The sequence below is a fragment of the Acaryochloris sp. IP29b_bin.137 genome, from assembly GCF_028285745.1.
In the GTDB taxonomy this organism is placed as follows: Bacteria; Cyanobacteriota; Cyanobacteriia; order Thermosynechococcales; family Thermosynechococcaceae; genus Acaryochloris.
The window spans coordinates 1-15,833 of the sequence record NZ_JANQOP010000145.1 but is presented as its reverse complement, the minus strand read 5'-3'; the positions used below and the strand labels follow the sequence as shown (position 1 = coordinate 15,833).

13 protein-coding genes and 1 pseudogene are annotated in these 15,833 nt (G+C 47.9%); 12 read left to right on the top strand and 2 right to left on the bottom strand.

Features of this window, described 5'->3' with window-relative positions:
- Positions 1 to 659: 659 nt before the first annotated feature.
- From Q0991_RS11250 to Q0991_RS11200, 11 genes are all read left to right on the top strand, one after another.
- Positions 660 to 4,112, top strand: a complete 3,453-nt coding sequence (locus tag Q0991_RS11250; protein ID WP_299488458.1) for an adenylate/guanylate cyclase domain-containing protein — start codon at positions 660 to 662, stop codon at positions 4,110 to 4,112.
- Positions 4,113 to 4,121: 9 nt separating this feature from the next.
- On the top strand, positions 4,122 to 5,003 hold the full coding sequence (locus tag Q0991_RS11245; RefSeq protein ID WP_299488456.1) for a DUF3237 domain-containing protein: 882 nt from the start codon (positions 4,122 to 4,124) through the stop codon (positions 5,001 to 5,003).
- Between the two features lie 126 nt (positions 5,004 to 5,129).
- A complete protein-coding gene (locus Q0991_RS11240; protein WP_299488454.1) occupies positions 5,130 to 5,978 on the top strand; it encodes an encapsulin in 849 nt (282 codons plus the stop codon).
- 50 nt (positions 5,979 to 6,028) lie between these two features.
- Positions 6,029 to 8,017 (top strand): FAD-dependent oxidoreductase, encoded by a 1,989-nt coding sequence (locus tag Q0991_RS11235; protein ID WP_299488452.1) that lies wholly within the window; start codon positions 6,029 to 6,031, stop codon positions 8,015 to 8,017.
- A gap of 33 nt (positions 8,018 to 8,050) precedes the next feature.
- A complete protein-coding gene (locus Q0991_RS11230) occupies positions 8,051 to 9,103 on the top strand; it encodes a polyprenyl synthetase family protein (protein WP_299488450.1) in 1,053 nt (350 codons plus the stop codon).
- 48 nt (positions 9,104 to 9,151) lie between these two features.
- The gene (locus Q0991_RS11225) at positions 9,152 to 9,913 is read left to right on the top strand and encodes a hypothetical protein (RefSeq protein WP_299488447.1); all 762 of its coding nucleotides are present in this window, start codon (positions 9,152 to 9,154) and stop codon (positions 9,911 to 9,913) included.
- 715 nt (positions 9,914 to 10,628) lie between these two features.
- Positions 10,629 to 10,838 (top strand): hypothetical protein, encoded by a 210-nt coding sequence (locus tag Q0991_RS11220; RefSeq protein WP_299488444.1) that lies wholly within the window; start codon positions 10,629 to 10,631, stop codon positions 10,836 to 10,838.
- Positions 10,839 to 11,013: 175 nt separating this feature from the next.
- Complete coding sequence (locus Q0991_RS11215) at positions 11,014 to 11,604, top strand: macro domain-containing protein (protein ID WP_299488441.1); 591 nt, start codon at positions 11,014 to 11,016, stop codon at positions 11,602 to 11,604.
- A 165-nt stretch (positions 11,605 to 11,769) separates the two neighbouring features.
- Positions 11,770 to 12,261: a hypothetical protein gene (locus tag Q0991_RS11210; RefSeq protein WP_299488438.1), complete on the top strand. Its 492-nt coding sequence runs from the start codon at positions 11,770 to 11,772 to the stop codon at positions 12,259 to 12,261.
- 1 nt (position 12,262) lies between these two features.
- Positions 12,263 to 13,483 carry a sulfite exporter TauE/SafE family protein gene (locus Q0991_RS11205; protein WP_299488435.1) on the top strand — a complete coding sequence of 407 codons (1,221 nt, stop codon included), beginning with the start codon at positions 12,263 to 12,265 and terminating at the stop codon, positions 13,481 to 13,483.
- Positions 13,458 to 14,039, top strand: coding sequence for a hypothetical protein (locus Q0991_RS11200; RefSeq protein WP_299488432.1), 582 nt, complete (start codon positions 13,458 to 13,460; stop codon positions 14,037 to 14,039). Before Q0991_RS11205 ends, Q0991_RS11200 begins: the two co-directional genes overlap by 26 nt.
- A 52-nt stretch (positions 14,040 to 14,091) precedes the next feature.
- Here the strand turns inward: Q0991_RS11200 and Q0991_RS11195 are convergent, their stop codons facing one another.
- Positions 14,092 to 14,490: a hypothetical protein gene (locus tag Q0991_RS11195; RefSeq protein WP_299488429.1), complete on the bottom strand. Its 399-nt coding sequence runs from the start codon at positions 14,488 to 14,490 to the stop codon at positions 14,092 to 14,094.
- A 395-nt stretch (positions 14,491 to 14,885) separates the two neighbouring features.
- Here Q0991_RS11195 and Q0991_RS11190 point away from each other — a divergent pair, with 395 nt between their 5' ends.
- A complete protein-coding gene (locus tag Q0991_RS11190; protein WP_299488426.1) occupies positions 14,886 to 15,443 on the top strand; it encodes a hypothetical protein in 558 nt (185 codons plus the stop codon).
- An 89-nt stretch (positions 15,444 to 15,532) separates the two neighbouring features.
- Here the strand turns inward: Q0991_RS11190 and Q0991_RS11185 are convergent.
- Positions 15,533 to 15,833 (bottom strand): annotated as a pseudogene (locus Q0991_RS11185) (hypothetical protein); the annotation flags it as partial.

Genomic DNA, 15,833 nt, shown 5'->3' with positions numbered 1-15,833 from the left:
TGGCTCAAATTTATGGTGGAATCATGACCGAATCCTAACGGAGCAAACACAGCGACGCCAAGGATACCCATTCGCGTTCTGCCCCCCCGCTTGAACCCGGTTGTTGAAATAACCTGGATTGGGCCGCAAAAGTCATCCATGCCCCCAAAGAGAAAAATTCCCCATGTAGCTATTCCGATGCTCGAGTGAATATTGTGCAAGCGTCATTGGAGCTAAGACTGGACTGAACGCTATTATTCTGAGCTAACCAAGCATGATGGAACGCTTACCCAGACCCATTTATCTTCGAGATAGCCGTGCGTCAACCGTTACAAATAGTTATATTGGTTGGGTTATCCTCTGCAGTCACAAATATTAAAATATAAAGGGCGAGTTCACTGCTTCTCCACCTTGTGGAGCCCAAGAAACTGACTAAAGAAAGACCCTTTTTATCCAAGAAGTTGAGTTTTTTTTTGATGGGAACTGTCTCTAAAGGTTCATATTAATATTTCTAGGGGTTTTGTCTTCTCTATTCATAAACTGGATCTTCATGGCTTTTAAAACTTATTTCTAATTCCTTGTTTCATTATTTGAATCAACATTCTTTATTTCTAAATATGATTTTAGAGAAATACTAGAAATCGAATTTCCTCCTTTTTTAGAAGAGTGCCTAAACTCAAATGGACTTTGAAGAAGTTTTAGATCAAACGATTAGTATCCTGTACCGTCGCGGTCAAGTTTCCTATCGGGCAATCAAGCGGCAATTTAATATCGATGACCCATTTCTAGACGATATTAAGTATGAACTGATCGATGTCTTGCAACTTGCCACTGACCGGGATCAAAAAATGTTGGTGTTACAAGCAGCAGGCCCCCTGAAAACGGACTGGCAACATAAAAACTTTCAGCATCTCAAGACCAATATCAATGCCCAATCGGATGAGAGTTGGGGACGGGAAACAGAACGGCGTCAACTCACGGTTATGTTTTGCGATCTGGTAGAGTCTGCTCCCCTTGCTGAAAGGCTGGACCCGGAAGATTTACGCGATGTGTTTCTGGCCTATCAGGAACTCTGTGCTAAGGCCATTGCGAATGCCGAAGGATATATTGCTCGGTACTTAGGGGATGGGGTACTCATCTACTTCGGCTACCCCCAGGCCCATGAAGATGATGCTAGAAGAGCGGTCAGTAGCGGCCTACGAATACTAGAAGCCCTTCAGCGTCTTAATCCTCAAATGATGAAGAAATGGGGGGAGCGTCTGTCGGTGCGGATTGGGATTCACACCGGATTGGTGGTCATTGGTGAGATGGGCGTGAAAGAAGCACCTGACCCGATGGCGATTGTGGGAGCCACGCCGAATATTGCTGCCCGTTTGCAGTCTCTTGCTCAGCCCAATTCGCTGATTATCAGTTCTGCCACGCATCGCCTGGTAGATGGTTTTTTTGAGTGTCAGCAGTTAGAGCCACAAAAACTGAAAGGGATTACAGATCCCATTACTATTTTTCAAGTTCTGCGGGAAAGCAAAGCAAAAAGTCGGTTTGCGGTGGCTGAAAAGTCAGGTTTGACCCCATTTGTGAACCGCAGTACCGAAACCGAGCTGCTGTTGAAGCGTTGGCAAGCCGTGATGGCTGGCCACACCCATGCTGTTTTGCTGCAGGGGGAAGCAGGTATGGGCAAATCAAGATTGGTATGGGAAATTAAGAAAAAGATTGCTACCACTCAAGAAGTTTGGATTACAGAAATCCAAGGCTCACCTTACTACCAAAACAGTGCGTTTTACCCCATCACTGAGTTTCTCAAACAACATACCTTTGGCTTTTCTCAGGACGATACTGCTGATGAAAAGCTGGCCAAAATGGAACAGTTTCTTGAGCAATGTTCTTTGCCACCCACAGATTATGTCCCCTTATTTGCCAGTTTGCTAGCCATTCCAGCGACCGATCAATATCCGCCCTTAAATCTGACCCCTGAGCGGCAAAAACAGAAAACAATTGAGGTAATGACTGCGGTCTGTTTAGCGATCGCAAACATTCAGCCAGTTTTGCTAGTAATCGAAGACCTGCATTGGATGGATGCATCAACCCTCGATGCCATCACTTATTTTCTAGAGCAGATTCACGATCATCGTCTCCTGATGCTGTTGACCTGCCGCCCTGAGTTTAAATCGCCTTGGCATGAGCAGACTCATTTACATCATCTGCAGCTCAACAGCTTAGGGGGGCAGGAAATTCAAATGATGGTGGAGCAGACGGTACAAGAAAAATGGTTGCCCCAGCCGCTGATTCAGCAAATCGTTCAGAAAACAGACGGTATTCCTTTATTTGTTGAAGAGTTGACTAAAACCGTTTTAGAGGCAGATGAAAATCCTGCTGAACAACGTTCTAGGGATGAATATGTATCACTTACTATTCCCACAACTCTGCATGATTCTTTGATTGAGCGTCTAGATCGCTTGTCGGTTGTGAAAGAAGTGGCCCAATTGGGCTCTACATTGGGTCGCGAATTTGACTACGAGTTATTGGAAGAGGTTTCGCAGTGGAATCAGGCCACTCTGCGCAATGGCCTCAATCAATTGGTTGAAGCTGGATTACTCTACCAAGAGGGTTCTCCGCCGTTTGCCACGTATCAATTCAAGCATGCGCTGATTCAGGATGCTGCTTATCAATCTTTGGTAAAAATACGTCGGCAATCTTATCATCAGCGGATTGCTCATACCCTTGAACGACGAGGGGATGAGCAAGAATCTATCCGACCCGAGTTGTTAGCGTATCATTTCACTGAAGCGGGACTGTTACACACTGCGATTCGGTATTGGTTACAGGCAGGCCAAAGGGACTTAGAACAAGCGGCTAATTCGGAAGCGATAGCACATTTGAAACAAGGGATCGAGTTACTCAACGGGCTTTCGGAAGGGACCGAACGAGATCGGCTGGAATTGCAAATGCAGCTTGGTCTTGCTCCCGCTTTTATGGCAATTAAAGGCTGGGCATCCATAGAAGTTGAACAAACCTGTATTCGAGCAAAAGCACTCAGTCTAAAAACTGAGAACCAACACAGTCTATCCAAAGCTTTATGGGGGCTATGGACCAATTACTTTCTTCGAGGTCAAATGGATGAAGCGATTGAGGCTGCAGAAGAGGTATTGAAGAGCGCTCAGCTAGTTGATCAACCCATTATGTATGAGATGGCCTGCCATGCAGTGGGTTATACCCAGTTCTATCGAGGTGAATATGTCGATGCTAGAGAGGTCGCTACTAGGGGATTAACCCAGTTTGAGTTTGAATCCGAACAACATTTAGTCTACGAAACCCAGCTCTCTTCAGCGGTATGTATACAAATGTTTCTTGCTGGCAGTCTCTGGATGTTGGGCTATCCAGAACAATTACCCAAACATGTGGAAGCTGCAATGGAACTTGCCCAAAACCTGCATCACCTTCCCAATAGAGCTTATGCATTGGGCGCTAGCTTACATCAATATCAACTGACTCGTAACTTGCCTTTGGTGGAAGACAAAGCGGAAGAATTGCTGGATATTTCCCAGGCAGAAGGCTTTCTATTATGGATTCCTGTGGCGATGCTCTTTCATGGATGGTCAATTGCGTTGCAAGGAAGAACTCAAGATGGCCTTCAGGAAATGGTCGAAGGTTTAGACTTATTTAAGCAAACTGGAACCTCCGTTATTTTCCCACAAGTTATGGGTATGATGGCGGAAGTTTACTGGTTGTCTGAACGTTTTGAAGAAGCCTTTCACACTTTAGAAGTGGGAATTCAAGAGGCGAAAACCCGTAACGAGCATCATATGGAGCCTGAGTTATATCGCTTGAAAGCTGAATTTTTGTGGCACCAATTTAGTCAAACTCAACGAATTCTTCAAGCTGCTGATGTATGCATTGTGGAAGACTGCTTTAAAGAAGCAACATCCCTTGCCCATCAACAGAATGCAATCATGTTGGAGCTTAGAGCGGCTCTTAGCTTAAGTCGTTTTTGGTGTTCCCAAGGGAGCACAAATGCAGCTCGGGAATGTACCTCCGAAATTTATAATCAGTTTACAGAAGGCCTGGGCACCCCTGATCTTAGGCAAGTACGCCTTTTTCTAGATGAATTAGAAAGTTCTGCTTTTTTAGAGGGATGATGGATTTCAGTGGAAGTTAGCCATGATGGGTTAAAGCTCTGGTATGGAACAGAAGATGCTCCTGCACCTGAGAGCTTTGTAGCAGCTCGGCAAGATATCTCCATTACAATTGGTGTTTATCCACTGCATCCAGCAAATAAGGTGACAGTCTATTATCGTTCAGATAAGAATAGGCTTGTGCAATCGATTTCTGGTGTACTTCAGCACTCTGACTATGCTGCTTCAACGCAATATTTCTCAGTTCATTTCCCGCCTTTATTGGAGCCCCAAAAAGTTAAGTATTTGGTGACCCTATCTTGTGCAGGGCGGCAAGTCCCAAATGTTCTCAGCACTCAGAAATTTCCTTCCTCCTTTACGATCAATGATTCATCATCATTGTCTTCTCCCCAACTGGCATCAACGTCCCCAGCTGATGAGTCTATACTGTTGCATCGATTCCCATTCCAGTTAAATTATCTTGCTACCGTGCAAGTGCAATTACTGAAGACTCCTGAAATCATTGGGCAAACGCCAGAAGGACTAAAGATAAACTGGTTCGTCAAAATAGGTCAGGTGAGTGGTCCAAAATTGAATGCCATTTTTAGCCCATACGGGTCTGATCATATGACGATTCGCCCGGATGGAATTGGTATTTTGGATGCTGATGTCACACTTACCACTGCTGAAGGCGCTCTTATTCAAACAAGATACTCAGGGGTTTTTGAACTAGGACAACAGGGGTATCAAAATTTTCTGAGGCGACAATGGCCTAATGCTCCTCCGCTGAGAATAGCACCACGTTTCTTAACAGAGCATCCAAAGTATCAGTGGTTGAATCGGCTCCAATGCATTGGGATTGGGGAAGTGCAAATGTCAAATTTGCTAGTCATTTATGATTTGTATGCCCTCTAGTTTGTTGTAAACTTTTGGCAATCCCTTTTGTTTTTACGATCTGATTTTCTGCATTGAGTTTTTTTATTTATGACTACTGCCACAAGCAGTTAGCTTATCTTCCAATATTTAGGATATTCAGACTCTATGAACTCACAAATTGACTGGTCTTCGGAGCAGTGGGATCAGATTCAACAGATTGTTGCTGATGAGGTAAATAAGGTTAGTGTTGCGGGATCGTTTCTGGCTTGTTGTGGCCCATTGGAACGAAGCGCAACAGTAGTCCGCAGTCAACAACTGTCAGAGGAATCTAACTCAATTACTGTTGACGATGTAAATACACTGAAACTCTGGACTTTAGCCGTCCATGTTGAATTAAAACAACGACAATTGGCTGAAGAACATTTAACTGGAGCAATGTCTGCTTTTCGTCGAGCTGCCAATATATTAGCTCGGGCAGAAGATGCCATTGTCTTTAATGGTTTGCCTCGGGAGGATCCCGAAACGGCAGACCTTGAGACTGCTAAAGTACCCACTCAATGCAAGGTAACGGGTGGCGATACCACTCATGGTCTGGACGGAGCAGGGAGGAATCATCCACCCATTCTTAACCCTAATCAGCGCAATCTTGTCGCAGATATCGCCAGAGCTATTGCCACATTGGAGTCAAGCGGACATTTAGGGCCTTTTGCATGCATTCTGGGTCATAGCGCTTTTATTGCAGCTAACACTCCTTCTGGTGATGCTTTCGTCTTACCCAAAGATCGGATTGAACCGATGTTAGGGACTCAGCTTTTACGTTCCAGTACTCTAGATGATGAGCAGGTTGTGGTTGTCTCTCTAGCGGGTGATCCAATTGATTTAGTGGTCGCAACATCCCCCACCGTACAATTTTTGAATGTCAGTAATGAGGCTCGTTATCGGTTCCGAGTTTATGAAAAATTTGTGTTGAGAATTAAGGAAGAAGGGGCAGTAACTGCCTTTACCCTCTCCTAACACATAAATTCAAATGATCCAGCACCCCCTCACAGCAGATAGGAAACATCATGCAAAAGAAGGTTGTGATTCTCGGTGGAGGCGTTGCAGGCCTGAGTGCCGCCCATGAGTTGATTGAACGGGGATTTGCCGTAGAGGTATACGAAGCCAAAAAGATCCCCGGTGGCAAGGCTCGCAGTATTCCTGTGCCCAATACGGGCAGTATGGGGCCGAATGGTCCCCGTAAACCGCTGCCAGGTGAGCATGGCTTTCGGTTTTTTCCCCGCTTTTATAAGCATATTGTCGATACCATGGCGCGGATTCCCTATGGCAAAGACAAGACCGTTGCCGATAATCTGGTGGATACGACACGAGTCGAAATGGCCCGCTACGGTCAGCGCCCCATTGTTTTTCCCTCTCGTTCCCCCCGCACCTTCGCAGATGTCCAAGAAATTCTCAATGAATTTCCGACGATATTTGGACCTGACTTTGGTGTCTCTCCCGAAGAGATTGCCTTTTTCGCCACAAAAGTCTGGCAAATTGTCACCTCCTGTGAAGAACGACGCCTTGCCGAGTATGAAAAAGAAGACTGGTGGGAGTTTGTAGGAGCCGATCAGCGTTCCCCGGCCTATCAGAAAATCTTTGGCCATGGCATCACTCGCTCCTTGGTCGCCGCCAAAGCCCACCTCGCTAGTACCAAAACCATCGGCGATATTTTTGTCCAGCTTTTATTTGATTTGGTAGAGCCGGGACCCAGTAGCGATCGCGTGCTCAATGCCCCCACTAATGATGCCTGGATCAATCCTTGGATCGCCTATTTAACTCAGCAAGGGGTGCAATACCATCTGGAAGCCAAGGTCTTAGAAATTCACTGCACGAATGGTCAGATTCAAGGGGCCACCATTGAGCACAACGGACACACCTTTACAGTTCAGGGAGACTACTATATCGCTGCAGTCCCTGTGGAACGGATGGCGGAGTTAATTACCGAGAGTATCAAAGCAGCCGATCCAGGCTTAGGCATTCTCCAAAAGTTGAGTGAAGGCGGAGTGTCTTGGATGAATGGCATCCAGTTGTACTTAACGGAAGATGTGCCCTTATCCCATGGACATGCGATTTATGTAGATTCGCCCTGGGCACTCACCTCTATTTCCCAACGGCAGTTTTGGCCTGGCGTCGATTTTAGCCAATATGCCGATGGTCGGATTAAAGGCATCATCTCCGTTGATATTTCCGAGTGGGATGAAAAAGCGCTTAATGGCAAAACTGCCAAGGAATGTACGCGGGAAGAAGTCAAAAATGAGGTGTGGGCACAGCTTAAAAAAAGCATCAATATCCACGGTCAAGACATTCTCAAAGATGAATATTTAGACCATTGGTTTTTGGACCCCGCGATTTACCTTGTGGAAGGCGAAGGCGACACCAATGAAGAGCCGTTGCTCGTCAATTTAATTAATACTTGGGCTAAACGCCCGGAAGCGGTAACGGCGATTCCCAATCTATTTCTGGCCTCTGATTACGTTCGCACCTATACGGATTTAGCGACGATGGAAGGGGCGAATGAAGCCGCTCGCCGGGCCGTCAATGGCATTATTGCCGCGGCTCAAGCAGATGTCCCCCAGTGTAAGCTCTGGAAACTGCATGAACAAGAAATTTTTGAGCCCTGGCGGGTGATCGATCGCATTCGGTTTCACCAAGGATTACCCTGGGATGACAGTTTAGTGCGATGGGGCTTATCTGCCCTGAAGCTGGCCCACCAAGGAGGCCGTATTCTGGAACAGTTGCTGGGGGTCACCATTGATCAGCCCTTAGAGAAATTTGGGAACCCCCTATACACCATTGGCACGCAAGGTTTTGACAATATCGAATTGCGGCAAGAGCTGATGGAGGTGGTGCAAAAGTCGGTGTTGGACATCGTGGTCCAAATGGCAGAGTCCCAAACGATGCCGGAGATGATCCCCGATTTATCTGCGCTCCAAACTCTATCTCAGCCATCCCCACCTGCTGCAACCCAAACCTCAACTCGTACCGGAAAGGTCCATATTATTCCATCGCCATGAACGACCGCCTACCCCATGCTCTAGAGGTGTCTTGTGCCCCTGGCTGCCCTTGCATCTAAGGATTTAGAGACTTTGCAGGCTCATCTCGGTCATTACCGGGATGTCACTTTGGCTGCCTTATTAGCCGTTGTTCCCACTGGAGAACCCCAACAATATCTATATCAGCCTTTAAAGCAACATCTCTCCCATATGGGGAAAGGGTTGCGGCCAGCCCTGTGCATAGCGACCTGCCAGACTTTTGGGGGAACGGAAGAACAGGCCCTCAAATCAGCTGTTGCTCTAGAAATGATTCACAATGCCTTCCTAGTCCATGATGACGTGGAAGATAACAGCGAATGCCGCCACCGCAGGCCAACGATGCAGGCCGAACATGGGGTGCCCATTGCTGTCAACGTGGGCGATGCCATGAATGCCCTCAGTCTAAGACTCGTGCGGGAGAACATCCCGCTGCTCGGCCATTCCCTCACCCAACGCATCTATGAAGAGTTTGAGCATTTGATGTTGAAATCCCTAGAAGGGCAAGCCCTTGAATTGGGTTGGGTACGGGATAATCGCTGTGATGTCAGTGAAGCAGATTATCTGCAACTGATTTTGCATAAAACCTGTTGGTATAGCTTTATGCATCCCTGCCGTATTGGGGGGTTGATTGCGGCCCAGGACACCCTGGACTTAGACCGCTTTAATAAGTTTGGATATTTTATGGGGGCCGCTTTTCAGATTCAGGATGATGTGCTCAATCTGGTGGGGGATGCCCAACGGTATGGCAAAGAAATTGGCGGTGATATTTGGGAAGGGAAGCGGACGTTGATGCTGGTCCATCTGTTCAAGCACAGTACTCCCTCGGAGTTAGAGGTGCTCCAAGGGTTTATGGGTAAGCCCCGGACCGAACGCTCTGCAGATGAAGTGAGTTGGGTGATTCAACAGATGCAGGATTACGGCAGTATTGACTATGCGATCGCAGTTGCGAACCAGTTTGCCCAAGCGGCCCTAGACGAATTCTCGATTGCCTATGGTGATACCCCCGACTCGGAGGCAAAATCGTTTATCCCCAAATTGATTCACTATATGATTAGTCGCAGCCAGTAGTACAAGAACAGACGTTGGTGTCTGAATCAGAAGTAGAGGACAGTCAAGATGAAACACTATCGACGCAAACCCCTTCAGCTCCTCGAACAGGGCCTGCCAGAATCGGTCGCTGACCTTGTGGATCAAGTTGAAACGCTTTCGTCCAGGGACACCCCATCTGCGGACTTACCTACAGCTCCCGATGCGCTAGCAGAAACCCTTGCCAAGGGTATCCAGCCCGGCGACACTGAGGTCATTCCCAGTCCTGATGCCCTAGTGCAGCAAGCTGCCGCTATTCTGGACAGCGATCGGTTAACGCCCCTACCTTCTGCTCAAACTGTGGCCTCTCCTTTTAACCTAGGCACGCCCGCGCCTTCTGCCCCCTCTAGCTATTCTGTTCAAAGCTTAGCGGGGGAAATGCACGAATTTGTGAATGAGTTGGCTAACCTGATTGCCCTCAAATCTGATCTGATGGAAGGGGGAACAGGGAATACACCATCCAAGGATGCCACTGTGCCGTTACTCCAACCCGCTTATCCGAGCCATGCAGGGGAGACGGTCCAGATCTCGTTTAAAGCTCATAATGACAGTACAGAAACTATTCAAGCCAAATTCTTCTGTACAGATTTGTACAATGGCCAAGGGGATCGGATTCCTGAGGAGGCCATCTCCATCACACCCAAGACCCTCAGTTTGGCCCCGGATGCAGTGGATTCCATTGGGATTTCGATTCAACTGCCCCAATCTCTCCCCCATGGCGAATACTCAGGGGTGTTAATGGCACCGGAACTGTCGTATCTAAAAGCGATGATTGCTGTAACGGTCACTTAAATGTGCATACGCTATAGTATGTAGCGCTTGCGATCACAGCCACGGGTTTATTCCGAACATGCCAGAATACAGTTGAAGTCTGTGCGAAGGTTCCTATGCAAACCACTCTTGGATGAACCTACTGAGTTGGAGCAATACGTCCCTCAAAATGTGCTGATATTTGGGTGGCTCTCCAAGCAGGCTTTTTTGTTTGACTGAACTCTATTGACAAACTGTAGGAAATTCAAAAAAACGTGCAGTTTTTGAATCGCATAGTTGCATTTTTTGCATAGCTTAGAAGTCGGTAACCTAAAACCGTAAGAACGGTTACAGAATCCCTCTGCAAAGAATTGCTAATTTTAGTTAACTAAACAGACTAGCGTGCAGCTAGCCATGCGGTCGAGCAGGTCCCCCATGCATTTCTATAGCCCAAGAATGAGTGGTGGTGATGGTTCAATCCATAGAATTTTCTGCTTAGTTTTTTCACCTCTTTTCATTAAGCATGAATAGCAAATCACCTCTAATTTTCGCTGCTTTCATTGGATTGATCGCTGGTATTGGCCATGGTTTTGTTTCCCATAGCGCTGGCCTACCGATGTCGTTAACGGATCAGTTCTTCCAGCCTTTTAAGATTAGTCAAGTTCCCAAAGACTAAAACTTTTATGAAGGGTATCGATTTATACGGAATAAGCTGAGAAAATCAGGATTGAAACATTCAATCTTGGGCTCTATAGAGATGTATTCGCATACCCAATCACCAACATCTGATCGTATTCTTGGTGCCTCGCTAGCTGCCTTCTCAATCTTGGCAGTGGGCTTTTCTGCCTTTGTCGTTGGCTATACCTTAACTCGCACCTCTCTTCAGGAAAACACCACCAACGCTAACGCGGTTCATGACGATGTTATCCCTCATCAGGCCACTCTCTGGCAGCCTGTAGGTGAATAATTAGGCTTGATCGACTTTCTTCTCCACTCTGCTAATCCTTGTGCTGAACCCACCGTGAACCGCATAAGGATTAGCGTGAGCGGAGATGCTGTGATAAGTACCGTGGACAGATATCAACTGGCAAATTGACGCTGTTTCCTAGGCTTGCTAGACTCAAGCCCTATGGAGTTTGTAGTTGACAAAATTAATCCTTGTAGCGCCTGCCGCTGAACTATACGAGGCGTTTCGCGAATCCTTCGATCATTTACCCAACGTTGAAGTCGTTCATAATTATTTCGAGTGGTTAACTGAGTTTGACTGTTTGGTGAGTCCTGCCAATTCCTTCGGCATGATGGATGGCGGTATGGACGCCGCGATCACGAAATTTTTCGGCGTGGATCTGGAATGGAAAGTCAAATCCCAAATCCTGGAGACATATTTGGGAGAACAGCCCATTGGCACCTCCATGATCGTCGAGACTGGACATCCCCAACATCCCTACCTAGCCCACACCCCAACCATGCGGGTGCCCATGATTATCAAAGGCACAGATATTCCTTACAGCGCTATGTGGGCCATGTTGTTAGCGGTCCGACAGCATAATCAGCAGTCCCCAAATCCGATACGGAGTGTTGCCTGTCCCGGTTTAGGAACAGGAATTGGCCGAGTTCCTTATGCCGAAGCCGCTCGGCAGATGGCTGTTGCCTATGACCACTTTCTCTATCCCCCCAAAGCTTTGAATTGCTTCGTTGCCGCATCCAGGCAACTGCAAATTTGGGAAGGTTAAGGGCGTCCATTCCGTTAGAGATTCATCCATCTCCATATACGACAGACTGTCGTTTGACTTTTTCAGAACGCTTCACCCAGGATAGGTGTGGCAAATGGTTTGCCAGTCAAATTTGAAGTTGTTTTTGACTTGCGATCGCATCTCACTCCACTGGGGTATATGGTTATGACTTCTGTTCGAAAATGGGCTTTACTAGCGGTTTATATCGGGGTTGGAGCATTAGTAGCACCCCGCATTGTGCAATCCCACCATACTCAGCCCCAAACCGTCTCATCCGTCGATCAGAAAACCAAACATCATCACCACAATCACCATAAACAACTCGAAATTTCCGCCAATCAAGCCCCACCCACGGTTGAGTTAGTCGCTCATCCTGATCAGGTCCAAGGCTGGAATCTAGAATTAAAAGTCACTAACTTTAACTTTGCCCCCACCCGAGTCAATACCCCAAGTAAAGCCTCCGAAGGCCATGCTCACCTGTATATCAATAACAAAAAAGTAACTCGTCTTTACGGCAATTGGTACTACCTTTCTGAGTTACCCACAGGCACGAACACCCTCAAGGTCACCCTCAACAGCAACGGCCATGAAGCCCTCGTGCATCGAGGCCAACCGATTAGCGACACCGCAGTGATTCAGGTTGCGCCCCAACCCTAAAATGTTAGACCTGTTGCTCGTCACCGTCCTGGGATTTGTCGGCAGCTTTGGCCATTGCGTCGGTATGTGTGGACCCTTAGCGGCCAGCTTTGCCCTGACCTCCGGTGAATCCAGAACGTGGCGACAACAACTAACCTTTCATTTTCTGCTCAATCTGGGACGCATTCTAAGTTATGGCCTGATCGGAGCAGCCATTGGTGCCCTCAGTTCTGTCCTGGTTGCGGGGGGAGAGCTGGCGGGCATCGATAGTGTTCTACGTCGTAGCATTGCCTTTTTGATGGGGGGCTTGTTGATCTGGCTGGGAATTCGGCAAATTCGCCCTGGCTGGTTACCTAAACTGCCTCTGCCGCACCCGTTACTGAAATTGGGGCTGCATGAGCGTTTCAATCGAGCTATGGCAGGGTTGGCCCATCAACCCCACTGGTGGACTCCTGCGTTACTAGGGATGGTCTGGGGACTCATTCCCTGTGGCTTTCTGTATGCAGCCCAAATTAAAGCCGCAGCCACAGGGGACTGGTTATTCGGAAGTGCCACAATGCTGTGTTTCGGGTTGGGAACGATGCCAACCTTATTAGGGGTGGGGCTTTCCACTGCCGTTCTCAGCCAAGATCAACGCAGCCAACTCTTTCAGCTAGGGGGCTGGCTAATGCTGATCATTGGTGTGCTGACCGTCCTCAGAACAGGGGAAATGCAGGACTACAGCAGCCATACCGCCTTGCTGTTATTGATGTTGGCCCTACTGGCCCGTCCTATTCAGCCTGTGTGGTCAGCACCACTGCACTATCGACGACTGTTAGGGGTTGGGGCTTTTGTCCTCTCACTCATCCATGTATTGCGGGTGCTCGACCACTCCTTTCAGTGGTCTCTCACAGCGATTCCCTTTATGCTGCCCCTCCATCAAGCAGGTCTCTGGGCAGGTATCGCGGCGTTGATCTTGCTTATTCCGTTAGCCACAACCAGTACCAATGGGATGGTGCAACGATTAGGCCCCCATTGGCGGCGACTTCATCTATTAAGTATCCCTGCTCTCCTGTTAGCAGGCAGCCATACGGTGATGATTGGATCCCATTATTTAGGAGGGCTGGAATGGACAGGGGTGCCTTTGGGGAGGACGGTTGCGATCACAACGGCAATCCTCCTGGTTTTACTGATCCGCTGCCGTTGGGTATGGGCCTTGTTCTCACTGGAGAAATTTTATGGTGCGTCTTCTCCATTGCGGTAGTTTAGCCTTCTTAGCAGTTGGATTATGGGGCGGCCCCAGCCAGGCCCATACGGTCAAAGCATCCGACTCAGTTGCCGTCACCTTTCATTTAGAACCTGATCACAATCCAAGGGCAGGAGACCCTGCTCAAGTCTGGTTCGTCCTTACCCAAAAGGGGGGCAGTACCATCCCTCTCTCCCAATGCGACTGCCATCTGCAGGTGATTGCAGAGGAAAATGGACAGACAATTGCCCAACCGCCTTTAACCGCCGTCTCCGCAGAGCAATACCAAAATATTCCTGGCGCTGATGTGACGTTCCCAAAACCGGGGGCATACCAATTGAGCATTCAAGGCCAGCCACAAACAGGCGATGCATTCCAACCGTTTCAGTTTAGTTTTCCCGTCACTGTCGCTAAAGGCAGTAGCCCAAAACCCTCTCCGCCTTTCCAGTCAATAGATACACCCTTATCTTCGTCGAAATCAGATCTACCCAAGGTTGCATGGATCAGCATCAGTATTGGCGCAGGACTCAGTTTGGTGATGCTAGTTCTTCGGCTTCGCAAAAACAGTAAATAGCCCATTGAGAGCATCCCACTTCCAGAGTCCTCAAACCGGATGAGGACAACACTTACCCTTCTTTCAAGTAAAACCGATCGTTGGTCTGGACAGCATCACGCAGAATTAATTCTAGAGCCCTCAGATCCCATAAAATCCAATGGACCCCCTCCGGACTTTTATCTACTTCTGGATAAGCCAGTAGATAATTCAAAAGCTTTTGAACGGTGTCCAGCCCTTGGTTAGGGTCATACCATTCAGGACTAGTTTCTAATGCTTCTCCGCCATCGTTTTCTTCAAGCATAAAGGCACTGAGAGGTGTAATGTTTAAGTCTTCTGCAATATCTTCCAACAAAAGACTCGCAGCAGGCAGATTGCCCCCAAACATCAGCTCTTCACCTTTGAGATCCATCTCAGCAGGTAAAGCACAGAATCCAGTGTTTTCTAGAACGATATCTAGGCATCTAGACATGGACTGATTTTCTCCGAAAATTTAGCGACATCAATTTTTTATCGCCCGCTCACCCAGCATTTTGAGCAGTAAGGACCGCAAGACGCCTGAATCGCGCTGGTGCCTAACCAACACAATGGGCTTTGCATCGGTTTGATTCTGCGATCGCAACCGCTTTTACCAACCTCCGTCTATTCCCCAAGATTCCCAAAACATCAGTGGCCTCTAACGACGTAGGAGGAAGATTGCACACTAGCTATGCTCAACAACACTCTACGGGAAAAAGCGCTTCAGGTGTTCACGCGATGTGTTGTCGATTTTCGCTAGATTCATTTCAGCACCAGTCACTTTTTGCCTTTGGAGCAGTACAACTGGCATTCATCATCCTCTAGAAGGGCATGCTAAGAACACCCTTCATGCGCCTTTGCTTTATGCCTAGCCCTCCTCAGAGACGAAACTTATTTCGTAAGTGGCTGACCCACACCATGTTGGGATTAATCGGTGGGGGAATCCTTTGTCTCCTGACCGTACCCGCCGGATTTTTGTTACTGGGGGATCTGCTCATCAGGGTGAAGTTCTGTGGTTACGGGCAAAGTGCCATCGGCTGTTTGTTCTTTGGTGCAATCTTTGCAGGCGGACTGACAGTTGGATTTAGCGTGGGCCTAGCGCAGTGGTTCGTCCTAAAACGATTCCTTCTGCGGGCACGATGGTGGATTCTGGCGTCAACCCTAGGTTGGATGGGTATCTTTTTCACCTTGTGTAACCTGTTTTATACGCCCATCCTCAACAATGGCACGGTATTGCAAACTACGATCGACGCAGACGCCCTCTCCGGAGTAGCAGGACTACTGGGAGCTGGAGCGTTAATGGGACTCTTTCAATGGCTGCTGATGGATCTCCCGTTAGTTCGCTCCTGGTCATGGATTGCACTACACGTATGTCTGGCACTTTTAGCAGCTTTAGGCATGGTTTAAAAACAGGGGATTTTGGGTTACACTTCCACGGCAAAATAAGCCATCAATGATTGATGGCTTGAGGTCTACTTCTTCCCTATCAGGTCAGACTATGCTCTTTGGAATCGCTTGAATCCCAATAGCTCCAGCCAATGAGGATGGGGTTTTCCCGTCAGCAGTTCTTTGGGGCTTTTACCCTCGCGCTCAGGAACCTCACTGCGCATGAAGCAGCGGTGATTCAGAAAGTACTGTAACAGTCCCAAATAAGAGTTTCCCAGGGTACGGCGTAGAAAAAAGTAGTTGCGCAGTCGGGAGTTGAGATTCTCTACTAACGAACTCGCTCTAGGTGTCTGTTTGAGGGCTTCAGTGACTGCCTCCATGAGGACATGGAATTTTCCAGAAAGTCCCCGA